The following is a 21,922-nucleotide window of genomic DNA, read 5'->3' on the forward strand; positions in this document are numbered from 1 at the left end:
CGATGCGGCCGGTGTTGTCGGCGGGTCTGGGTCTGTGCTTGCCGATGCGGCCGGTGTTGTCGGCGGGTCTGGGTCTGTGCTTGCCGATGCGGCCGATGCTGTCGGCGCGTCTGGGCCCGCCCTTGCCGAGGCCCCCGGCGCTCTCGGTACGTCCGTACCCTCCCTCGCCGAGGTGGGCCGCACTCTTGCCGGGCGGCGGGTGTATCGGCATCGGGCGGTCGTCGTGGCGCGGGATGCCGGGCAGGCGGTGCGGCTGCTGCGCGGGGTCGCCGAGCGGGAGGCCGCCCGGGACGCCGGTGCCAAGCCGCGCAAGCTCGGCAAGGTCGCGTTCGTCCTCCCCGGCCAGGGCACCCTGCGGCACGCCGCCGGCGCGGCCGCGCATCGCGCGCTCCCCGGATTCCGGGCGGCGTTCGACGCGCTGCGCAAGCACGTGCTCGACGAGCACGGCATCGATCTGACGCCCGTCGTCGAGGATTACCCCGGGGACGGCACGCCGGACGACTGGTTCGCCGACACCGTGCACCAGCAGCTCGCCCTGTTCGCCCTCGGCCACGCCTTCGGCAGCCAGCTCAGGGAGTGGGGCATACGGCCCGCCGCCCTCCTCGGCAACAGCGTCGGCGAGTACGCGGCCGCCGCCCTCGCCGGCGTCTGGTCGCCCCAGGACGCCGCCGACCTGGTGTTCCGCCGGGCACGGGCCATGTGGGACACCGAGCCCGGCCGCATGGTGAGCGTCACCGGCGACGCCCGCGAGATCGCCGCCCGGCTCCCCGCCGGCGGCGAGGTCACCGTCGCCGTCGAAGGCGCCGGCTCCGTCGTCCTGTCCGGCCCCGAGCGGGCCGTCGAAGACCTTCTGGCGGGCGACGCGCTTGCGGGCCTGCCCCTCACGCCGGTGCACACCCGGCGCGCCTTCCATTCGAAGGCCATGGAACCGGCAGCCGAGGCGGTGCGTGCGTACCTGTCGTCGGTGCCCGCCCGCCCGCCCCGGCTGCCACTGATCTCCAACTCCACCGGCGACTGGGCCGACCCGGCCCGGGTGGCCGAGCCCGGCTACTGGGCCACCCAGCTCCGCAGCCCCGTGCTGCTGGCCCGCGCCATGGAGACCCTGCTCGCCTCGGGCTGCACGACGTACGTCGAACTCGGCCCCGGCAGCTCGATGCTCGGCGGACTGCGCCGCAGCCCCGGCTGGGACGCCACCGCGTTCACCGCCGTACGGCTGACCGGCCGCCCGGACGAGCCCGCCGACGACGCCCTGCTGGCGGCGCTCGGCACGCTGTGGGAACTGGGCGCCGACCGCGCGCTCGGGGACGTACTGGAGCCCGCCGGGCCCGGGGCGCCCCGCTGCTCGCTGCCCGGCTACCGCTTCCAGGGCGAGGACCCGCGCGGCGAGCGGCGCCCGGCGCGTGCGCCCGCGCCGGGCGCGTCGGCCGCGCCCCGGGCCCTTCCCGCGCGAGGCGGCACACGGGCGGTGCTCGAAGAGGTGTGGTGCCGCACCCTCGGGGTGGCCGCCGTCCGCGACGACGACGACTTCTTCGCCCTGGGCGGCGAGTCCCTGATGGCCGTCACCCTGATGTCCGCGGTCAGGGAACGCACCGGCCACGCGCTGTCCGTCACCGACTTCTCCCGCCGGCCCCTCTTCGGAGAGCTCGTGGCCGCGGTCGCCGCCGGCGCCGTGACGCCGTCGGTGCCCGGCGTGGCCACCCTCGCCGAGGGGCGGCCGGGACAGCGCCCGCTGTTCCTCGTCAGCGACGCCGTCGGCAACGCCCTGCCCTACCGGGAACTCGCCGGTGAGCTGGCCGTCGCCGGCAGCGGCAGGCCGGTGCTCGGCCTGGAGGACACCGACGACCCCCGGGGCACCCCGCGCACGGTCGGCGCCCTCGCCGCCGCCCACCTCGCGACCCTGCTGCGGGCCCAGCCCGAGGGCCCCTACACGCTCGGCGGCTGGTCCTACGGCGCCGTCGTCGCCCATGAGCTCGCCCGGCTGCTGATCCGGCGCGGCGAACACGTCGATCTGCTCGTCTGCCTGGACGGTTTCGTGCCCGACACCGCCGGTCTGCCCGTCGGCCTCGCCCCCGAGTTCCTCCGCGCGGGCCTGCGCCACCAGGCCGAGGCCCTGCTCGGCGTCGGCCCGCTCGCACGGCGGCTGCGCACGGACCCGGTGCTGCGGCGGCGGTTCGCGGCCCGGCAGGCGGGCCTGCTGCGCTACCGGCCGCGCCCGCTGCCCTGCCGAGCGGTCCTGTTCAAGGCGGCCGAGGGCCTCCCCCCCGGCGGCGCGGACCGGCTGCGGGCCCGGCTGGACGGCCTGTACGGCGGCGGACTGCGGGTCGAGCCGGTCCCCGGCGACCACTGGTCGATGCTCGCCGCCCCCCACGCGGCGCCGCTGGCCCGCGGGCTCCTCGGCGTGCTCGACCCGGGGGAGCAGTTGTCCGGCGAGAAACGGAGCGACCATGGCTGACGCGATCACCCAGGAAGAGGCGCAGACCCGGCAGGAGGAGCCCAGACCCCTCCTGCGCAACGCCGACTTCCAGGCGCTGTGGACCAGTGAGGCGTTCGCCGCGCTGGCCAAGGAGACCGCCGAGGTCGCGTACCCCCTGCTGATCCTCGCCACCGGCGGCTCCGCCTTCTACGCCGGTGCCGTCGGCTCCGCGCAGCTGATCACCGCGAGCCTGATGTCGATCCCCGGCGGCACCCTCGCCGACCGGGTCGACCGCCGGCTGCTGCTGATCGCCTGCAACATGGTGCGCGTCGTCCTGCTCGGACTGCTGGCGCTGCTCGTGTCCACCGGGCACACCCACCCGGCCGTCATCTTCGCGGTGGCCGTCGGGTCGGCCGCCTGCCTCGGCATCTCCAACCCCACCGGCCTCGCCGTCATCAAGCAGCTGGTGCCGCCCTCGCAGCTGACCCAGGCCACCGCCCAGAACCAGGTCCGCTACTTCGCGGCCACCATGGGCGGACCTCCGGCCGGCGGCGCGCTGTTCGCCGTCGCGCGCGCCTTCCCGTTCCTCACGGCGGCCCTCGCGTTCCTCGCCTCCTCCGCGCTGCTGCTGTTCATCCGCAAGCCGCTGAAGGTGGAGAACGCGGCGCCCGGCGAGAAGCGCAACGCCGCCGAGGGCTTCCGCTTCCTGGCCCGGCAGCCCGTCCTGCGGCTGCTGATCGTCTGGATCATGGGCTCGAACATGGCGTTCACCCACACCGGGGTCTTCCTGGCGCTGATCGCGACCGCCGAGAGCCGGGGCGCCTCGTCCACCTTCACCGGTCTGCTGCTGTCCATCGCCGGCATCGGCGGAGTGGTCGGCTCGCTCCTCGCGAGCCCCATCATCAAGCGGGTGCCGCCGCCGGTGGTGTTCCTGACGGCCGCCTGGATCGGGCCGGTCGCCGCCGTGCTGCTGGCCACCGTCTCCGGGCTCGTCCCGCTCGGCATCATCGTCGCCTGCGTGTTCCTGCGCGGGCCGATCACCAGCGCCCTGTTCCTCGCCTACCTGGCGGCCATGGCGCCGGACCGGACGCAGGGCCGCGTCCTCGGTGCCGTGATGTTCATGTCGATGGTGGCCGCCCCGCTCGGCGTGTTCGGCGTCGGCACCCTCTTCGACCTGGCCGGATCCACCTGGGTGTTCACGGCCATGGGCATCGTCTCGGGCCTCGCCGCCCTGCCCACGCTCAGCCCCCGCATCCGCAAGCTCGCCCCGCCGGAGGAGTACGCCGTCACCACGGCGGACCCGGCCGGGGACCCGGACTCCCCGACCTCCCCGACCTCCAAGGAGACGTGATGCCCGCCGACACCACACGGCCGACCTCCGCCCCCGAGACCGCCGCCGCCACCCTCCCGGCCCAGCCGGCGGCCGGCGCCGCTCCCGCGGACGACACCGACCCCGCCGTCGCGAAGCTCGCGGCAGCCACGGGCAGCGGTGACCGGCTGCCGCCGGAGTTCTTCACCGACCCCGACCCGGCACCCGGCGCCACCCACGCCGCCAACGCCCGGCTGCGGGCCACCGGTTGCCCCGTGCACCCCATCAACTACCCGCCCGGCGGCGACGCCTACGTGGTCTCCGAGTACGAGACCGCCCTCAAGGCGTTCGGCGACCCGCGGCTGTCCAAGTCCGTCGACAACGCGCCCGGCTGGTTCCGCGACCTGCTCAAGGACAGCAGCCCGGTCCTCATCCGCAACATGATCACCGCGGACGCGCCCGAGCACACCCGGCTGCGCCGCCTGGTCAGCCGCGCCTTCGTGCCGCGCCGGATGGCCGTGCTGCGGCCCCGCATCCAGGAGATCACCGACGAACTCATCGACGGGCTGCCCGAGTCGGGCGAGATCGACCTGATGGAGTTCGCGTTCACCCTGCCGATGCGGGTCATCTGCGAGTTCCTCGGCGTCCCCATCGAGGACCGCCCCGATCTGCACGCCTGGGGCTACTGGCTGAGCGGTGCCCCCTTCGCGGACGAGGAGTCCAACCGGCAGCTGAAGGTGGCCAGCGACAGCATCGAGCAGTACCTCGTCGGGCTGCTCGACCGGCGCCGCGCCGAGGGTCTCGGCGACGACCTGGTCTCCATCCTGCTGCGGGCCGCCGACGAGGAGGACGTCTTCACCAACGACGAGCTCGTCTCCACCCTCGTCCTGCTGATCATCGCCGGCCACAAGACCACCGCGAACCTCATCGGCAACGGCTTCCAGGCCCTGTTCGCCTTCCCGGACCAGCTGGAACTCCTGCGGTCCAAGCCGGAGCTGGTGGAGTCGGCGGTCGAGGAGTTCCTGCGCTTCGAGCCGCCCGTCTACCGCGGCACCCTGCGCGTGGCCACCGAGGAGATGGAACTCGGCGGCTGCCCCATACCCCGCGAGGGGTTCGTCCACATCCTCATGGACTCCGCCAACCGCGACCCGGAGGCCTTCGAGGACCCCGACCGCCTCGACATCACCCGCGGCAACAACCGCCACTTCGCCTTCGGTCACGGCGCGCACTTCTGCGTCGGCGCCCCGCTCTCCCGCGTCGAGGGCTCGGTCGCCTTCCCGACCCTGCTGCGCCGCCTGAGGGGACTCGAACTCGCCGTCCCGCACGACGAGCTGGAGTGGGTCTTCGACAACTCCACCAGCCGGGGCCTGAAGAGCCTCCCGGTGCGCTACACCGCCCGGCTGGCCGCCGACCACCCGGAAGGGGCCCACTGAGATGACCGCCACCACCCTGGTCTGCCTGCCCTTCGCCGGCGCCGGCGCCTCCTTCTTCCGCCCCTGGCAGCGCGTCGCCGGCGAGCGGCTGACGGTCCTGCCGCTCCAGCTCCCCGGCCGGGAGCGCCGGATCGACGAGGACCCGTACACCGACGCCCGTACGGCGACCGACGGACTCCTCGCCGACCTGCGCTCCACGCTCGCCGACGACCCGGGACTGCCGCGCCGGATCGCCCTGTTCGGGCACAGCCTGGGCGCCGTCCTCGCCTACGAACTGGCGCACCGGCTGGCCGCCGAGCCGGGCGGCACCACCCTCGTACGCCTCTTCGTCAGCGGCTCCCCGCAGCCCGCCGAACAGCGCACCCGCCGCGCGACGGGCCTGCCCGACGACGCGTTCCTCGCCCGTGTCAACGAGTTCGCCGGCTACACCCACGAGGCGCTCGACGACCCGGAGATGCGTGAGCTGATCCTGCCGACGCTGCGCGCCGATGTGGAGATGCACGAGAACTACGCGCCCTCCACCGACCTGCCGCTGCCCGCCCCGCTCACCGTGCTGCGCGGCAGCGACGACGAGCTGGTCAGCCGTGACGAGGCGGAGGCCTGGGCGAAGGTCGCGGGCGCCGGCTTCACGTCCGTGGAACTGCCCGGCGGCCACATGTACCTGACCGAGTCGGCGGCGGGGCTGATCGACGTCATCGCCGCCGACGTCAAGTAGCAGAGATGGGGGAGCGCGCCATGCGCCTGACCGGGAAGACCGTCGTCGTCACCGGGGCGTCCCGGGGTCTCGGCCGGGCCACGGCGGTGGCCTGCGCCGCCGAGGGCGCCGACCTGGCGCTGCTCGACCTCTGCGGCGACCTGCCCGGGGTGCCGTATCCGCTGGGCACAGCGGGCCAGCTGGAACACACCGCCGCGCTGTGCCGCAAGGCCGGTGCGGCGGTGCTCACGGCCCGCTGCGACGTGCGCGACCTGCGTTCCGTGGAGGAGGCCGTGGCGCTCGCCGAGGACCGGTTCGGGGCGATCGACGGCGTGGTCAACAACGCGGGTATCGCGGCGCCCTCGGGCCGTCCCGCCCACGAGATCGGCGAGGAGGAGTGGGCGCTGATGATCGACGTCGACCTCTCCGGGGCGTGGCGGATGATCCGGACCGTCGGCAAGGCGATGAGCGCCCGCCGCTCGGGCAGCATCGTCAACATCGCCTCCACGGCGGGCCTGGTCGGCTACCGGCACTTCGCCGGGTACGTCGCCGCCAAGCACGGCCTGATCGGGCTCACCAAGGCCGCGGCGCTCGACTACGCCCCCCGCAAGGTGCGGGTCAACGCCGTCTGCCCCGGCTCGGTACGCGACGACCCGGCCGCCGAGGGCCGGATGCTCGCCGAGATCGCGCGCGCCCTCGACGTGCCGGTGAGCGAGCACGAGGAGGAGTTCGTGGCCGCGCAGCCGATGAACGCGCTGATCGAGCCGGAGGACGTGGCGGCGGCCGTGGTCTACCTGCTGTCGGACGACGCCCGGCAGGTGACGGGCACGACCCTCACGGTGGACGGCGGCTTCTCGGCCCGCTGAGCGGCACCGCGGGGATCAGCACAGCGACAGCACAGGAACAGGACAGGGGAGGACACCCGTGCCGGGTGCACAGTGCCATGCGGTCCGCGTCCCGGTGACCGGGACCGGCGTACGACAACTGCAGGACCGGCTGGCCGCGGCGGGCCCGTGGCGGCTGTGGGCGGACGACGTCCCGGCCGCACCGGCCGCGCCGCTCGCCGTACGCCGCCGCGAGGCCGAACTGCACCGCTCGGTCTCCCGGGACGTGCGGTGCGTCCTGCTGCGGTACGCCGACGGCACCGCGGACCTGGTCCTCGTGGCGCACCGGGACCGACTGGACGGGGCGGGCCTGCGCCACCTGGCGGAGGTGCTGACGGGCGAGCGCCCGCCGTCCCCCTGCCCGGCCCCCGCCGCGCCCCGCGCCCCCCTGCCGCCCGCGGCCCCCGCCCCGGAGTGGGGCGACGGCGACCCCTCCGCCGCCGCGCTCGGCACCTGCCGGCTCGACCTTGGCGTCCCGTACGCCGCCACGCCCGTGTCCCTCCGCCTCCCCGCCCTCGCGCTGACCCTCACCCGCTACGACGGCCACGGCTCGACGGGGTCGGCGACGGTCGGGACCGACCGCGGGGAGGCGTGGGAGTACGCCGTCCCCGAGTCGGCCGCCCTCCGGGACCTGGCCGCGGCGCAACCGGCGCGGGTGGAACGCGGTGTGGTCGCGGGGATCCTCGACGAGCCGGAGGACTTCGGCCCGGGCGAGCGGCTCCCCTGCCTCGCGCCGCCCTTCCCGCTCACCTTCGTCTTCTCCCCCCTCCCCGACGGCGGCACCCGCCTCACCTGCTTCTTCCGGACCACCCATGTCTCGCTGGCGATCGCCGAGGGGTTCACCCGGCACTTCGGCGAGGTGTACCGGCAGTCGGCGCTCGCGGGGGAGACGGTCGTCGCCGACGTGGACCTGCTCGACGCCGGTGAACGGGCCCGCGTGGCGCGGCTCGGGCGGCCCGGCGCCGCCCTGGTGTCCGAACCGGACACCCTGCCCCGGGTGTTCGCGCGCGTGGCGGCCGCCACGCCCGACGCCGTGGCCGTCTGCGACGGCGGGACGGAGCTCAGCTACCGGGAACTGGACGAGCGTTCCGCCCGGGTCGCCGCCGGGCTGCGGGCCCTCGGCGTGCGCCGCGGCGACCGCGTCGGGGTCTGCCTGGAGCGGACGGCGGAACTCGTCGTCACCCTGCTCGGCGTGGTCCGGGCGGGCGCGGCCTACGTCCCGACCGACCCGGCGTACCCCACCGACCGGCTCGCCCACACCGTCTCGGACGCCGGGCTGCGCGTGGTCGTCACCCGTCTCGCCGAGTTCCCGCGCGAGGGCGGGGCCACGCTGGTGACCCCTGATCGACTCGCCGAGGCGGAGGGCGACCCCGGCGCTCTCGACGTGGTCCCCGACGACCCGGCGTACGTCATCTACACCTCCGGTTCCACGGGCCGCCCCAAGGGCGTGACCGTCCCGCACCGCAACGTCGTCGCCCTGATCGACGCCACCCGGGACGAGTACGGGCTCGGCCCCGACGACACCTGGACCCTCTTCCACTCGGCCGCCTTCGACTTCTCGGTGTGGGAGATCTGGGGCTGCCTGCTGACCGGCGGGCGGCTCGTCGTCGTGCCGTACTTCGTCAGCCGCGACCCGGACGACTTCCGCGACCTGCTCCTCGCCCGGCACGTCACCGTGCTCAGCCAGACGCCGTCCGCCTTCTCGCAACTCCTGCGGACCGACCACGCCCGGCTGCCGGTCCGGCTCGTGGTGTTCGGCGGCGAACCGCTGGACAGCCGCATGCTGCTGCCCTGGTTCGACGTCCACCCCGAGAACACCTGCCGCATGGTCAACATGTTCGGCATCACCGAGACGACCGTGCACGTCACCGCCCAGACGGTCACACGGGAACTCGCCCTGGCCGGCTCCCGCTCCGTGGGCCCCGCCCTGCCGGGCTGGCACCTGTACGTCACCGACGACCGCGGCCGCCTCGTGCCCCCGGGCGTCACGGGCGAGATCCGCGTAGGCGGCGCGGGCGTCGCCGCCGGCTACCTCAACCGCCCCGACCTGACAGCCGAACGCTTCCTGCCCGACCCCCACACCCTCGCCCTGGACACCCGCGGCCATTCCGCCCCCACCCCGGACGCCCCGGGTCTGTCCGCTTCCGGCGCGGCTGCCCCTGCCGCGGATGTTCTGGGTCTGTCCGCTTCCGGCGCGGCTGCCCCTGCCGCGGATGTTCTGGGTCTGTCCGCTTCCGGCGCGGCTGCCCCTGCCGCGGACGCCCCGGGGCTGTCCGCCGCCGCCTCGGCCGCTCTCCTTCCGGATGCCCCCGGCCAGTCCTCCGGCGCCTCGGACACTCCGGGTCCGTCCGCCACCATCCCGGGCGCCCCCGTCGCATACGCCCCCGGCGCGCCCGCTCACACCCCGGATGCCGGGGGCCCGTCCGCCCCCGGCACGCCCGCCCCCGCCTCGAATGCTCCCGGCGCGCACGCCCCGGCGCCCGCCCCCGGCACGCATTCTCCCGGCTCGGACGCCCCCGCCCCGTCCGTCCCCGCCCCGTCCGCGCGTCTCTACCGCAGTGGTGACCTGGGGCGGTTGCGGGCCGACGGGCGGTTGGAGCATCTTGGCCGGATCGACAGCCAGGTCAAGATCCGGGGCTTCCGTATCGAGCTCGACGAGATCCGTGCCGTGCTGCTGGAGGACCCGGTCGTCGCCGCCGCGGCCGTCGTGGTGCGCCGCGACGACCCCGCCGACCCGGCCACGGCCCGGCTGGACGCCTACGTCGTCCCGGCCGACGGCGGCTCGGCCGCCGACCCGCAGGGCATCCGCAAGCGCGCCGCCGGCATCCTGCCCGAGCACATGGTCCCGGCCACGGTCACGCCCCTCGACGCCCTCCCGCTGACGACCAACGGCAAGCTCGACCCGGCCCGGCTCCCGGCCCCGCTCCGCTCGACGACGGCGTCCCCGCGGCCCGGAACGGCACCTTCCGCACCGGCGGGCGAAGGTGATTCGGGTCTCGCCGAGGCCCTGCGGGAGATCTGGGAGACGGTCCTCGGCACGCCCGTCGGCCTCGACGACGACTTCTTCGAGCTCGGCGGAAACTCCCTGTTCGCCGTCCGTGTCAGCGCCGCCCTGCGGGCCCGCGGACTGCCGTCCCTGCCGCTGCGCGACCTCTACCGGACCCCCACGATCCGGGCCCTCACCGGCTGACGCCGCAGCGCTCGCCGGGCGCCGACCCGGCCGTCCCGAACTCCAATCGCGTTAACATGACGAGAAATCGTCCGGTACCCCGCGCGGACTGGAACGGGAAGGCCGCCCTCGCGTGAGTGCATTTCAACAACCAGATCCCCAGGACCGCCCCGCGCGGCTCACCGTCGGCGTCGTCGGCGCCGGCCGCGTGGGACCCGCCCTGGCCGCGTCCCTCCAGCTCGCCGGACACCGCCCGGTGGCCGTCTCCGGTGTCTCCGACGCGTCCCGGCGGCGGGCCGCGCAGATGCTGCCCGACGTGCCGCTGGTGCCGCCCGCCGAGGTCCTGGAGCGGGCCGACCTGGTGCTGCTCACCGTCCCCGACGACGCCCTGCCCGGACTGGTCCAGGGCCTGGCCGACACCGGCGCCGTGCGGCCCGGCCAGCTCCTCGTGCACACCTCCGGGCGCTACGGCGCGAAGGTCCTCGACCCGGCCCTGCGCGCGGGCGCGCTGCCGCTGGCCCTGCACCCGGCGATGACGTTCACCGGGACGCCGGTGGACGTGCAGCGGCTGGCCGGCTGCTCCTTCGGCGTCACCGCGCCCGACGAACTCCGGCTGGCCGCCGAGGCCCTCGTCATCGAGATGGGCGGCGAACCGGAGTGGATCGCCGAGGAGAACCGCCCGCTCTACCACGCGGCCCTCGCCCTGGGCGCCAACCACCTGGTCACGCTGGTCGCCCAGTCCATGGAGCTGCTGCGCGCGGCCGGCGTCGAGGCCCCCGACCGGATGCTCGGCCCGCTCCTCGGCGCCGCCCTCGACAACGCGCTGCGCTCCGGCGACGCAGCGCTCACCGGCCCCGTCGCGCGCGGGGACGCCGGCACCGTCGCCGCGCACGTCGCCGAGCTGCGCCGGCACGCCCCGCAGACCGTCGCCGGGTACCTGGCGATGGCCCGGGCGACCGCCGACCGCGCGCTCGCCCACGGACTGCTCAAGCCCGAACTCGCCGAGGACCTCCTCGTCGTCCTCGCGGGCCGGCCCGACGGCGCCCCCGGCACCCACGGCACCGAAGGAGACGCCGGATGACCACCACCCTCCTGCGCACCGCCGCCGAACTGCGGGCACGCGCGCGTGCCGGCCGCCGGGCCGTCGTGATGACGATGGGCGCCCTGCACGAGGGCCACGCCACCCTCGTGCGCACCGCCCGCGACCTCGCCGGACCGGACGGCGAGGTCGTCGTCACGGTCTTCGTCAACCCGCTGCAGTTCGGCGAGGGCGAGGACCTCGACCGCTACCCGCGCACCCTGGACGCCGACCTCAAGGTCGCCGGGGAGGCGGGCGCCGACGTGGTGTTCGCGCCGTCCGCCGACGAGGTCTACCCCGGCGGCGAGCCCCAGGTCCGCGTCAGCGCCGGCCCGATGGGCGAGCGCCTGGAAGGCGCCTCGCGCCCCGGCCACTTCGACGGCGTCCTCACGGTCGTCGCCAAGCTGCTCCACCTCACCCGGCCCGACGTGGCGCTGTACGGCCAGAAGGACGCCCAGCAGCTCGCGCTGATCCGCCGTATGGTCCGCGACCTGAACTTCGGCATCGAGATCGTCGGCGTCCCGACCGTCCGCGAGGCCGACGGCCTGGCCCTGTCCAGCCGCAACCGCTACCTGTCCCCCCAGGAGCGCCGCACCGCGCTCGCGCTCTCGGCGGCCCTGTTCGCCGGCCGCGACCGGCACGCCGCCCAGGAGGCGCTGCGGGCACGCGCGCGCGAGGTGCCCGCCACGCAGGCGCGCGCCGAGGCGCTCAGCGCGCTGGGGGAGTCCCGCGCGGCGGCCGACGCGCACGCCGTCGCCCAGGCCGCCCCAGGCAACCCGGCCGCCGTCCGCGCGGCCGCCCGCCTGGTCCTGGACGAGGCCGCCCGGTTCGACCCGCCGCTGGAACTGGACTACCTCGCGCTCGTCGACCCGTCGGACTTCACGGAGATCACGGACCTCGAGGACGACTTCACCGGCGAGGCCGTCCTCGCCGTCGCCGCCCGGGTCGGGACGACCCGGCTGATCGACAACCTCCCCCTCACCTTCGGAGCCGCCTCGTGACCAGCACAGGCATACGACTGCACGCGCCCGCGCCCGGGTGGAGCATCGACGCGGACGTCGTGGTCGTCGGCTCCGGCGTGGCCGGTCTGACCGCGGCCCTGCGCTGCGAGGCGGCGGGACTGAACACCGTCGTCGTCACCAAGGCCCGGCTCGACGACGGCTCCACCCGCTGGGCGCAGGGCGGCATCGCCGCGGCCCTCGGCGAGGGCGACACCCCCGAACAGCACCTGGACGACACGCTGGTGGCGGGCGCGGGCCTGTGCGACGAGGACGCCGTCCGGATCCTCGTCACCGAGGGCCCCGACGCGGTGCGGCGGCTGATCGAGACCGGGGCGCACTTCGACGAGTCCTCCGAGGGCGGTCTGGAGCTCACCCGCGAGGGCGGCCACCACCGGCGCCGTATCGCCCACGCGGGCGGCGACGCGACCGGCGCGGAGATCTCCCGCGCGCTCGTGGAGGCGGCACGCGCGCGGGGCATCCGGATGATCGAGAACGCGCTCGTCCTGGACCTGCTCACGGACGCGGACGCCCGGACGGCGGGCGTCAGCCTGCACGTCATGGGCGAGGGCCAGCACGACGGCGTGGGCGCCGTGCACGCCCCGGCGGTCGTCCTCGCGACGGGCGGCATGGGCCAGGTCTTCTCGGCCACCACCAACCCGTCGGTGTCGACGGGCGACGGCGTGGCGCTCGCGCTGCGGGCGGGCGCGGAGGTCAGCGACCTCGAATTCGTGCAGTTCCACCCGACCGTGCTGTTCCTCGGCCCGGACGCGGAGGGCCAGCAGCCGCTGGTCTCCGAGGCCGTGCGCGGCGAGGGCGCCCACCTGGTCGACGCGGACGGCGTGCGCTTCATGGTCGGGCAGCACGAGCTGGCCGAGCTGGCGCCCCGGGACATCGTCGCCAAGGGCATCATGCGGCGCATGCAGGAGCAGGACGCCGAGCACATGTTCCTCGACGCCCGCCACTTCGGCGCCGAGATGTGGGAACACCGCTTCCCGACGATCCTGGCCGCCTGCCGCGCCCACGGCATCGACCCCGTCCACGAACCCATCCCGATAGCCCCGGCGGCCCACTACGCCTCCGGCGGGGTGCGCACCGACTCCCGGGGCCGTACGACCGTCCCGGGCCTGTACGCGTGCGGCGAGGTCGCCTGCACCGGCGTGCACGGCGCGAACCGGCTCGCGTCCAACTCCCTTCTGGAGGGTCTGGTCTACGCCGAGCGGATCGCCGCCGACATCGCAGCCGGTCACGCGGACGACGGCCTGCGCGCGCGGGTGCCCGCCCCGGTGGAGCAGCCGGACAGGCCCGCCCACCCGCTCCTCGGCGCCGAGGCCCGGTTCGCGATCCAGCGGATCATGACGGAGGGCGCCGGCGTGCTGCGCTCCGCCGAGTCCCTGCACAAGGCCGCCGACCAGATCCAGCGGCTGCACGCCGAGGCCCGCGACGCCCTCGACGAGAACGGCAAGACCGCCGAGCCCGGCGTCGACACCTGGGAGGCCACCAACCTCCTGTGCGTGGCCCGCGTCCTGGTCGCGGCGGCCCGGCGGCGCGAGGAGACCCGCGGCTGCCACTGGCGCGAGGACCACGCCGATCGCGACGACACGACGTGGCGCCGCCACATCGTCGTACGGCTGAATCCCGACCGGACGCTCGCCGTACACACCACCGATACCGCAGACTTCCCCCCTACCCGGCAGCACCAGCAGGAGCAGTGACAGACGTGAGCACCCCCGACCTTCCCCTCGCCTCCAGTGGCGGCTGCGGCGACGGCTGTGCCTGTGGCGCCGACGGCGACCTCACCGGCGAGGACTACCTGGAGTGCGGTCTCGACCCCGCGCTCGCCCAGCTCCTGGCCGACGCCGGGCTCGACCCCGTCGAGGTCGAGGACATCGCCAACGTCGCCATCCAGGAGGACCTGGACAACGGCGTGGACGTGACGACGGTCGCGACCATCCCCGAGGAGGCGGTGGCCACCGCCGACTTCACCGCGCGCGAGGCGGGCGTCGTCGCGGGCCTCAGGATCGCCGAGGCGGTCGTCTCGGTCGTCTGCACCGACGAGTTCGAGGTCGAGCGGCACGTGGAGGACGGGGACCGGGTGGAGGCCGGGCAGAAGCTGCTGTCGGTGACCACGCGCACGCGTGACCTGCTGACCGCCGAGCGCAGCGCGCTCAACCTGCTGTGCCGCCTCTCCGGGATCGCGACCGCCACGCGCGCGTGGGCCGACGCCCTGGACGGCACGAAGGCACGCGTGCGGGACACCCGCAAGACCACCCCGGGCCTGCGCTCCCTGGAGAAGTTCGCGGTCCGGTGCGGAGGCGGCGTCAACCACCGCATGTCCCTGTCGGACGCGGCGCTGGTCAAGGACAACCACGTGGTCGCGGCGGGCGGTGTGGCCCAGGCCTTCAACGCCGTGCGCGAGGCCTTCCCGGACGTGCCGATCGAGGTCGAGGTCGACACCCTGCACCAGCTGCGCGAGGTCGTGGACGCGGGCGCCGACCTGATCCTGCTCGACAACTTCACGCCGGGCGAGTGCGCGGAGGCGGTGGGCATCGTCGGCGGGCGCGCCCTGCTGGAGGCCTCGGGCCGGCTCACGCTCGAGAACGCCAAGGCGTACGCCGACACCGGCGTCGACTTCCTGGCCGTGGGAGCCCTGACCCACTCCTCGCCGATCCTGGACATCGGCCTGGATCTGCGGGACGCGGAGTAGGGAGCGGGTGCCGGCCATGCTGCTGACGATCGACGTGGGGAACACGCACACCGTGCTCGGCCTGTTCGACGGTGAGGACATCGTCGAGCACTGGCGGATCTCGACCGACGCCCGCCGTACGGCCGACGAGCTCGCGGTGCTGCTGCAGGGCCTGATGGGCATGCACCCGCTGCTCGGCGTGGAGCTGGGCGACGGCATCGACGGCATCGCGATCTGCGCGACGGTCCCCTCGGTGCTGCACGAACTGCGCGAGGTGACCCGCCGCTACTACGGCGACGTGCCCGCCGTCCTCGTCGAACCGGGCGTGAAGACCGGTGTGCCGATTCTCTTCGACAACCCCAAGGAGGTCGGCGCCGACCGCATCATCAACGCGGTCGCCGCGAACGAGCTCTACGGCGGCCCGGCGATCGTCGTGGACTTCGGCACGGCGACGACGTTCGACGCGGTGAGCGCGCGGGGCGAGTACGTCGGCGGCGTGATCGCGCCCGGCATCGAGATCTCGGTGGAGGCCCTGGGCGTCAAGGCGGCCCAGCTCCGCAAGATCGAGGTGGCCCGCCCGCGCAGCGTGATCGGCAAGAACACGGTCGAGGCCATGCAGTCCGGCATCGTCTACGGCTTCGCCGGCCAGGTCGACGGTGTGGTCACCCGCATGGCCCGCGAGCTGGCCGAGGATCCCGACGACGTCACGGTGATCGCGACGGGCGGCCTGGCCCCCATGGTCCTCGGCGAGTCCTCGGTGATCGACGAGCACGAGCCCTGGCTGACCCTGATCGGCCTGCGCCTGGTCTACGAGCGCAACGTCTCCCGCATGTGATCCGCTGATCCGCCGATCAGCAGCTGACCGCGGAAGGAGCCGGGGGGCGGATTTCAGGCGCGCCACACCTGCCCCCTATGTCGAATTTGTCCGATTAGCGCGTATCGTCGCCGCATGCCCACGCCATACGGATCCCGCGGCGGCATGGCGTTCGGCGCGGCGGAGCTGCGTGTGCTCCGTCGCGCTCTCGCCCTCGCCCTCCACCCCGGTCCCGCCTGCGCCGAGGACGTCCAGGACTGCCATCGCCTAGCCGAGTCCCTCGACGAGGCGATGCGCGAGGCCGCCCGTCTGCGGGCCTTCCTGGTGGCCGACCTCGCCCGCTACCGCGCCGCCCTCCCCGGCACCGCGGTCGGCTACCTCAGGCTCCTGGAGGAGGTCCTGGCGGAGGGGCACCTGCCCGGCCCCGACGACCTCGCCGCCCTGCGCGCCCTGCGGGGCAACCCGACGGCCGCCGCCCTCCTGGACCGCTGCCAGGCGCTCGCCGAAGCGGACGTACGGGCCCGTCTCGCCCGCCGTGCGCACCGCGAGGCCCCCGTGGCCGCCCCGGCCGTCCCGGCGTCCCGTACGCGCCTCCTGGCGCTTCCCGGGGGCCGTTCCAGCGAGGCCGGCGACCCCCTCACGGCCGTCGCCGAGGATCCGCGCGAGGAACCGCGCGAGAAACCCGCCGAGAAGCCCGCCGCGCCCGCTCCCGGCCCCGGTCCCGTCCCCGTGAAGCCCTCCGCCCCCGAGCCCGGGCGCCGCCCCATCCCCACCCCGGGCGAGGTCTTCCCGCGCCGCAAGCCCGCTCCGCGGCCGGCGGAGCCGGAGGAGCGGCAGCCGCGCACGCTGGCGGCCGGCTGAGGCGTCCGCTCCCGCGGCGCGGCGGCCCCGGTCGACCCCGCCCCTTCGTCCCGTTCCTCCCTGGCTACCCTGGATCCATGGACTATGTCTCCGCGCTGGTGCCCCCCGTCGTCATGGCCGCGTTCTTCATCGGTCTGATCAGGGTGATAGTGAAGACCCAGGGGGGCGCCAACAAGGCCAAGGAGGACGCGGCCGTCGACGCCGCCCTCGCGCGCGCGGAGGGCGCCCGCCGGCCCTCCGCCGGCCCCGACGCCTGACCCCGCGTCCCGCGGCACCCCCCGGGCGTACGGCTCCCCTCGGAGCCGTACGCCCCTTTTGTGTCTGTTTGACATCGAAAGTGCCCGTCCGGCACGCCATTGGCGGGATCTCCCACTATTGTGCTGAGAGTGCCTCGCCCATTGGGAGAACTCGAAGACGCGGTCATGACGCGGGTGTGGAAGTGGAACCGCCCGGTGACCGTTCGGGAAGTCCTGGAAGACCTTCAGCAGGAACGGTCCATCGCCTACACCACGGTGATGACCGTTTTGGACAATCTCCATCAGAAGGGCTGGGTACGCCGCGAGGCCGAAGGCCGTGCCTATCGATATGAGGCGGTCTCGACCCGCGCCGCCTACGCCGCCGCCCTCATGAACGAGGCCTGGTCGCAGAGCGACAACCCCGCCGCCGCACTCGTCGCCTTCTTCGGGATGATGAGCGACGAACAGCGACAGGCGCTGAGCGACGCCGTACGCATCGTCCAGGGTCCGGAAACATCCGAAGCCGCGACTGCGGGCAGTGGCGGGGAGAACCCCGGCTCGGCGGCGGGAGGCCGCGGGCGATAGCGTCCGCACATGTCCGCAGAGAGCCCCTCCGCCGAGAACCCCGAAGTCACCGCTAAAGCCATCACCGTCCGCCGGGCCCGGACCAGCGATGTCCCCGCCGTACGCCGGCTGCTTGACGCCTACGTCAGGGGCGGCATCCTGCTCGACAAAGCGACGGTGACCCTTTACGAGGACATCCAGGAGTTCTGGGTCGCCGAACGCGACGACAACGCCGAGGTCGTCGGCTGCGGCGCGCTCCACGTCATGTGGGAAGACCTGGCTGAAGTGCGCACTCTCGCGGTGAAGCCCGGCCTGAAGGGCGCCGGCGTGGGCCACCGGTTGTTGGAGAAGTTGCTGCACACCGCGCGCTGGCTCGGCGTTCGCCGGGTTTTCTGCCTGACCTTCGAAGTGGACTTCTTCGGCAAGCACGGCTTCGTGGAGATCGGTGAGACGCCGGTTGACACCGATGTCTACGCCGAGCTGATGCGTTCCTATGACGAGGGCGTAGCGGAGTTCCTCGGACTCGAACGAGTGAAACCGAACACCTTGGGCAACAGCCGGATGCTTCTGCATCTGTGATCGTGGGCGCCCATTCCCGCGGACCGGCCTTGCCCGGTGCCCTATGTCCGAAACGCGCACGTTTCCGGGCGAGGGGCGGGTCGTCGGTCTCCGCCAGGGGTTTGTGTTTTCCCAGCAAAAGCGGTTTGCTTTCCGACGTACTGCAGTACTGCATATAACAGGGCGCGGCTAAACGGCGGACGCCGCGGACCCCCGTCCCTCACGTTATCGATGAAAGGAAATCCGGTGGCACAGAAGGTTCAGGTCCTTCTTGTCGACGACCTCGACGGCGGCGAGGCGGACGAGACCGTGACGTTCGCGCTGGACGGCAAGACCTACGAGATCGATCTCACGACTGCCAATGCGGACAAGCTGCGCGGGCTTCTCGAGCCCTATGTGAAGGGTGGCCGTCGTACCGGAGGCCGTGCTTCGGGCGGGCGCGGAAAGGCGCGTGCCGCTGCCGGCAGCAGCCAGGACACCGCTCAGATCCGCGCATGGGCGAAGGAGAACGGTTTCGAGGTCAACGACCGTGGCCGTGTTCCGGCGAGCATTCGCGAGGCTTACGAGAAGGCCAACGGCTGAGCGCGGGAGCGCCGCAGCCGGACACGGTGACAGTGCGTCGCCAGCGTGTCCACCAGCCGCACCAGGTCGGGGGCGTCTCCCACGCCCCCCAACGCCGGCATCGCCGGCAGCGAGGCCTCACCCTCGCACCCCGCGACGGGGGGCCGCACCCACACGGCGGCCCCCTGCAACGGTCCGGAGCAGTGGTCCTCCGGGACCGGCGCGGCCTCTGACCCCGGCGGCAGGGGGGCTCGCGGGCCCGGGTGGAGGGCCGCCCGCGGACCCGGGGGCGTCCGCGGACGCGGGGGCAGGGGCGCCTCCATGAGGCCGCCCGGCCCGATCGCCGCGAGATCCAGGGGCAGCGTGCCCCACTCCAGCCACTGAAGGATTCCCGGCAGCTCCTCCGCGCTGCCCGCGGCCACCAGCAGCCGCATGCGCCCGCCCCGTACGGCCACGGGGGAGTGCGGCGCCAGCCGCCCGAGCGCCGCGCGTCCCGCCTCCGCGGGCACGTCCAGGACGTCGAAGCGCTCGCCGACCAAAAGTCGTACCGGTCTCCCGGGCACCGTGGGCCACCCCAGTTCGTTCTCGTACCAGCCGCGGACCCGGTCGTCCGGGTCGGCGGCGTCGAGCGGCCGCCGGGGGAGAGGCACTGAGCCAGCCATGCCGAGTAGAACCGTTCCCCAGGGCCGCGAGTTACGCTGGGTGGTCGTCCGGCCGCGCGCAGTGGCGAAAAGGGGGGCGCGCGGAGAGCCAGGGAGGCGCAAGGTTGTTCGCCCGTAGCGGAGGGAAAAGGCGTGCACGGCATGGACTGTCCGTGCCGGCGGGTAAGACATCCCTAGTGGGAGGGGGCGACACGCAGGAAAGGGCGTCTCACGTTCGCCATCGGCGTACTGATGGTGAGGGTAACCACCTGGCCTGCGGGAACATCGTCTCGCACCATCGGGTTGGAGCAGATGTCGGCGTTCGGGGTCAGGAGGCCATCGACGGTGTCGGCAGTTGGAATGAGCGGTCCCCGCTTGCGGGACTAAGCTGCGGAAGGACAGGGAGGGGAAGTTCCCCCCACTGCCTGACCGCTCTGAGGAGCGATTAACGATGTTCGAGAGGTTCACCGACCGCGCGCGGCGGGTTGTCGTCCTGGCTCAGGAAGAAGCCCGGATGCTCAACCACAACTACATCGGCACCGAGCACATCCTCCTGGGCCTGATCCACGAGGGTGAGGGTGTCGCCGCCAAGGCCCTTGAGAGCCTCGGGATTTCGCTCGAGGCGGTCCGCCAGCAGGTGGAGGAGATCATCGGCCAGGGCCAGCAGGCTCCCTCGGGCCACATCCCCTTCACCCCCCGTGCCAAGAAGGTCCTGGAGCTGTCGCTCCGCGAGGCCCTTCAGCTGGGCCACAACTACATCGGCACGGAGCACATCCTGCTCGGCCTGATCCGTGAGGGCGAGGGCGTCGCCGCCCAGGTCCTGGTCAAGCTGGGCGCAGATCTCAACCGGGTGCGGCAGCAGGTCATCCAGCTGCTCTCCGGTTACCAGGGCAAGGAGACCGCCACCGCCGGCGGGCCTGCCGAGGGCACCCCCTCGACGTCCCTGGTCCTCGACCAGTTCGGCCGGAACCTCACCCAGGCCGCTCGTGAGTCCAAGCTCGACCCGGTCATCGGGCGCGAGAAGGAGATCGAGCGGGTCATGCAGGTGCTGTCCCGCCGTACCAAGAACAACCCGGTCCTGATCGGTGAGCCCGGCGTCGGCAAGACCGCCGTCGTCGAGGGCCTCGCCCAGGCCATCGTCAAGGGCGAGGTGCCCGAGACCCTCAAGGACAAGCACCTCTACACCCTGGACCTCGGCGCGCTGGTCGCCGGCTCCCGCTACCGCGGTGACTTCGAGGAGCGCCTGAAGAAGGTGCTCAAGGAGATCCGCACCCGCGGTGACATCATCCTGTTCATCGACGAGCTCCACACGCTGGTCGGTGCGGGTGCCGCCGAGGGCGCCATCGACGCCGCTTCGATCCTGAAGCCGATGCTGGCCCGCGGTGAGCTGCAGACCATCGGTGCGACCACGCTGGACGAGTACCGCAAGCACCTGGAGAAGGACGCGGCCCTGGAGCGCCGCTTCCAGCCCATCCAGGTCGCGGAGCCGTCCCTGCCGCACACGATCGAGATCCTCAAGGGTCTGCGCGACCGGTACGAGGCGCACCACCGTGTCTCCATCACCGACGAGGCGCTGGTCCAGGCCGCCACCCTGGCCGACCGGTACATCTCGGACCGCTTCCTGCCGGACAAGGCGATCGACCTGATCGACGAGGCCGGTTCCCGGATGCGCATCCGCCGGATGACCGCTCCGCCGGACCTGCGCGAGTTCGACGAGAAGATCGCCGGCGTCCGCCGCGACAAGGAGTCCGCGATCGACTCGCAGGACTTCGAGAAGGCCGCCTCCCTGCGCGACAAGGAGAAGCAGCTCCTGGCCGCCAAGGCCAAGCGGGAGAAGGAGTGGAAGGCCGGCGACATGGACGTCGTCGCCGAGGTCGACGGCGAGCTGATCGCCGAGGTCCTCGCCACGGCCACCGGCATCCCGGTCTTCAAGCTGACCGAGGAGGAGTCCAGCCGCCTGCTCCGCATGGAGGAGGAGCTGCACAAGCGGGTCATCGGCCAGAACGACGCCGTCAAGGCGCTGTCGAAGGCGATCCGACGTACGCGCGCCGGTCTGAAGGACCCGAAGCGTCCGGGTGGCTCGTTCATCTTCGCCGGCCCGTCCGGTGTCGGTAAGACCGAGCTGTCCAAGGCGCTCGCCGAGTTCCTCTTCGGTGACGAGGACGCGCTGATCTCCCTCGACATGTCGGAGTTCAGCGAGAAGCACACGGTCTCGCGTCTCTTCGGTTCCCCGCCCGGATACGTGGGCTACGAAGAGGGCGGCCAGCTGACCGAGAAGGTCCGCCGCAAGCCGTTCTCCGTCGTCCTGTTCGACGAGGTCGAGAAGGCCCACCCGGACATCTTCAACTCGCTGCTGCAGATCCTGGAGGACGGTCGCCTGACCGACTCCCAGGGCCGGGTCGTGGACTTCAAGAACACGGTCATCATCATGACGACCAACCTCGGCACCCGGGACATCTCCAAGGGCTTCAACCTGGGCTTCGCGGCCTCGGGTGACACGAAGTCCAACTACGAGCGCATGAAGAACAAGGTGTCGGACGAGCTCAAGCAGCACTTCCGTCCCGAGTTCCTCAACCGCGTCGACGACGTGGTCGTCTTCCCGCAGCTGACGCAGGAGGACATCCTGCGGATCGTCGACCTGATGATCGGCAAGGTGGACGAGCGCCTGAAGGACCGGGACATGGGCATCGAGCTCTCCCAGTCCGCCAAGGAGCTGCTGTCCCAGAAGGGCTACGACCCGGTGCTGGGCGCGCGTCCGCTGCGTCGCACGATCCAGCGCGAGATCGAGGACTCGCTGTCGGAGAAGATCCTCTTCGGCGAGCTGCGCCCCGGTCACATCGTGGTCGTGGACACCGAGGGCGAGGGCGAGACCAAGACCTTCACCTTCCGCGGCGAGGAGAAGTCGGCGCTGCCCGACGTCCCGCCGATCGAGCAGGCGGCCGGCGGCGCCGGACCGAACCTGAGCAAGGAGGCGTAAGCCTCCCGGCCCTGGAGCCGACGTGAAGAGGGCCGGTGCTTTCCAG

General features: G+C 73.3%; 19 protein-coding genes. 17 read left to right on the top strand and 2 right to left on the bottom strand.

Annotation, left to right across the window (positions count from 1 at the left end):
• Positions 1–211, bottom strand: a 211-nt coding sequence (locus ACFY30_RS17705) for a hypothetical protein (protein ID WP_390846080.1), incomplete at its 3' end; no start/stop codon positions are given.
• A gap of 12 nt (positions 212–223) precedes the next feature.
• Here ACFY30_RS17705 and ACFY30_RS17710 point away from each other — a divergent pair.
• The 16 genes from ACFY30_RS17710 to ACFY30_RS17785 all read left to right on the top strand — a co-directional run bounded on the left by ACFY30_RS17710 (position 224) and on the right by ACFY30_RS17785 (position 18,279).
• A complete protein-coding gene (locus tag ACFY30_RS17710) occupies positions 224–2,452 on the top strand; it encodes an acyltransferase domain-containing protein (RefSeq protein ID WP_390846081.1) in 2,229 nt (742 codons plus the stop codon).
• Entirely contained in the window at positions 2,445–3,764 is a 1,320-nt protein-coding gene (locus tag ACFY30_RS17715; protein ID WP_390846082.1) for an MFS transporter, read from the top strand. Before ACFY30_RS17710 ends, ACFY30_RS17715 begins: the two co-directional genes overlap by 8 nt.
• On the top strand, positions 3,764–5,155 hold the full coding sequence (locus tag ACFY30_RS17720; protein ID WP_390846083.1) for a cytochrome P450: 1,392 nt from the start codon (positions 3,764–3,766) through the stop codon (positions 5,153–5,155). The genes ACFY30_RS17715 and ACFY30_RS17720 overlap by 1 nt, the downstream gene beginning before the upstream one ends.
• A 1-nt stretch (position 5,156) precedes the next feature.
• Positions 5,157–5,870: a thioesterase II family protein gene (locus tag ACFY30_RS17725; RefSeq protein WP_390846084.1), complete on the top strand. Its 714-nt coding sequence runs from the start codon at positions 5,157–5,159 to the stop codon at positions 5,868–5,870.
• A 20-nt stretch (positions 5,871–5,890) separates the two neighbouring features.
• On the top strand, positions 5,891–6,715 hold the full coding sequence (locus tag ACFY30_RS17730) for an SDR family oxidoreductase (protein WP_390846085.1): 825 nt from the start codon (positions 5,891–5,893) through the stop codon (positions 6,713–6,715).
• A gap of 58 nt (positions 6,716–6,773) precedes the next feature.
• Positions 6,774–9,923 (top strand): amino acid adenylation domain-containing protein, encoded by a 3,150-nt coding sequence (locus ACFY30_RS17735; protein ID WP_390846086.1) that lies wholly within the window; start codon positions 6,774–6,776, stop codon positions 9,921–9,923.
• Positions 9,924–10,035: 112 nt separating this feature from the next.
• Entirely contained in the window at positions 10,036–10,983 is a 948-nt protein-coding gene (locus ACFY30_RS17740) for a Rossmann-like and DUF2520 domain-containing protein (RefSeq protein WP_390846087.1), read from the top strand.
• Positions 10,980–11,981, top strand: coding sequence for a pantoate--beta-alanine ligase (gene panC, locus ACFY30_RS17745; protein ID WP_390846088.1), 1,002 nt, complete (start codon positions 10,980–10,982; stop codon positions 11,979–11,981). Before ACFY30_RS17740 ends, panC begins: the two co-directional genes overlap by 4 nt.
• A complete protein-coding gene (locus ACFY30_RS17750; protein WP_390846089.1) occupies positions 11,978–13,693 on the top strand; it encodes an L-aspartate oxidase in 1,716 nt (571 codons plus the stop codon). The genes panC and ACFY30_RS17750 overlap by 4 nt, the downstream gene beginning before the upstream one ends.
• A 5-nt stretch (positions 13,694–13,698) precedes the next feature.
• On the top strand, positions 13,699–14,685 hold the full coding sequence (nadC, locus tag ACFY30_RS17755; protein ID WP_390846090.1) for a carboxylating nicotinate-nucleotide diphosphorylase: 987 nt from the start codon (positions 13,699–13,701) through the stop codon (positions 14,683–14,685).
• 16 nt (positions 14,686–14,701) lie between these two features.
• Positions 14,702–15,499 carry a type III pantothenate kinase gene (locus tag ACFY30_RS17760; RefSeq protein WP_390846091.1) on the top strand — a complete coding sequence of 266 codons (798 nt, stop codon included), beginning with the start codon at positions 14,702–14,704 and terminating at the stop codon, positions 15,497–15,499.
• A 144-nt stretch (positions 15,500–15,643) separates the two neighbouring features.
• Entirely contained in the window at positions 15,644–16,339 is a 696-nt protein-coding gene (locus tag ACFY30_RS17765; RefSeq protein WP_390846132.1) for a hypothetical protein, read from the top strand.
• Between the two features lie 77 nt (positions 16,340–16,416).
• The gene (locus ACFY30_RS17770) at positions 16,417–16,596 is read left to right on the top strand and encodes a hypothetical protein (RefSeq protein ID WP_390846092.1); all 180 of its coding nucleotides are present in this window, start codon (positions 16,417–16,419) and stop codon (positions 16,594–16,596) included.
• 141 nt (positions 16,597–16,737) lie between these two features.
• Positions 16,738–17,160, top strand: a complete 423-nt coding sequence (locus ACFY30_RS17775) for a BlaI/MecI/CopY family transcriptional regulator (protein WP_390846133.1) — start codon at positions 16,738–16,740, stop codon at positions 17,158–17,160.
• Positions 17,161–17,169: 9 nt separating this feature from the next.
• Complete coding sequence (locus tag ACFY30_RS17780) at positions 17,170–17,718, top strand: amino-acid N-acetyltransferase (protein ID WP_390659447.1); 549 nt, start codon at positions 17,170–17,172, stop codon at positions 17,716–17,718.
• A 225-nt stretch (positions 17,719–17,943) separates the two neighbouring features.
• Entirely contained in the window at positions 17,944–18,279 is a 336-nt protein-coding gene (locus ACFY30_RS17785; protein ID WP_390659448.1) for an Lsr2 family protein, read from the top strand.
• On the opposite strand, the gene ACFY30_RS17790 is transcribed toward ACFY30_RS17785, so the two are convergent.
• Entirely contained in the window at positions 18,258–18,920 is a 663-nt protein-coding gene (locus tag ACFY30_RS17790; RefSeq protein ID WP_390846093.1) for an SCO3374 family protein, read from the bottom strand. The two genes, ACFY30_RS17785 and ACFY30_RS17790, sit on opposite strands and share 22 nt — an antisense overlap.
• Before the next feature lie 430 nt (positions 18,921–19,350).
• On the opposite strand from ACFY30_RS17790, the gene ACFY30_RS17795 reads away from it, so the two are divergent.
• On the top strand, positions 19,351–21,876 hold the full coding sequence (locus tag ACFY30_RS17795) for an ATP-dependent Clp protease ATP-binding subunit (RefSeq protein WP_390659450.1): 2,526 nt from the start codon (positions 19,351–19,353) through the stop codon (positions 21,874–21,876).
• Positions 21,877–21,922: the final 46 nt, after the last annotated feature.

Origin of the sequence: Streptomyces sp. NPDC000345 (assembly GCF_042898825.1) — a bacterium.
In the GTDB taxonomy this organism is placed as follows: domain Bacteria; phylum Actinomycetota; class Actinomycetes; order Streptomycetales; family Streptomycetaceae; genus Streptomyces.

Bases quoted from the DNA above. Each gene is read 5' to 3' on its own strand.
- ACFY30_RS17715 (WP_390846082.1), top strand. From the start codon at position 2,445: ATGGCTGACGCGATCACCCAGGAAGAGGCGCAGACCCGGCAGGAGGAG.
- ACFY30_RS17795 (WP_390659450.1), top strand. From the start codon at position 19,351: ATGTTCGAGAGGTTCACCGACCGCGCGCGGCGGGTTGTCGTCCTGGCT.
- ACFY30_RS17730 (WP_390846085.1), top strand. From the start codon at position 5,891: ATGCGCCTGACCGGGAAGACCGTCGTCGTCACCGGGGCGTCCCGGGGT.
- ACFY30_RS17720 (WP_390846083.1), top strand. From the start codon at position 3,764: ATGCCCGCCGACACCACACGGCCGACCTCCGCCCCCGAGACCGCCGCC.
- panC (WP_390846088.1), top strand. From the start codon at position 10,980: ATGACCACCACCCTCCTGCGCACCGCCGCCGAACTGCGGGCACGCGCG.
- ACFY30_RS17780 (WP_390659447.1), top strand. From the start codon at position 17,170: ATGTCCGCAGAGAGCCCCTCCGCCGAGAACCCCGAAGTCACCGCTAAA.
- ACFY30_RS17790 (WP_390846093.1), bottom strand. From the start codon at position 18,920: ATGGCTGGCTCAGTGCCTCTCCCCCGGCGGCCGCTCGACGCCGCCGAC.
- ACFY30_RS17725 (WP_390846084.1), top strand. From the start codon at position 5,157: ATGACCGCCACCACCCTGGTCTGCCTGCCCTTCGCCGGCGCCGGCGCC.
- ACFY30_RS17760 (WP_390846091.1), top strand. From the start codon at position 14,702: ATGCTGCTGACGATCGACGTGGGGAACACGCACACCGTGCTCGGCCTG.
- ACFY30_RS17770 (WP_390846092.1), top strand. From the start codon at position 16,417: ATGGACTATGTCTCCGCGCTGGTGCCCCCCGTCGTCATGGCCGCGTTC.
- ACFY30_RS17765 (WP_390846132.1), top strand. From the start codon at position 15,644: ATGGCGTTCGGCGCGGCGGAGCTGCGTGTGCTCCGTCGCGCTCTCGCC.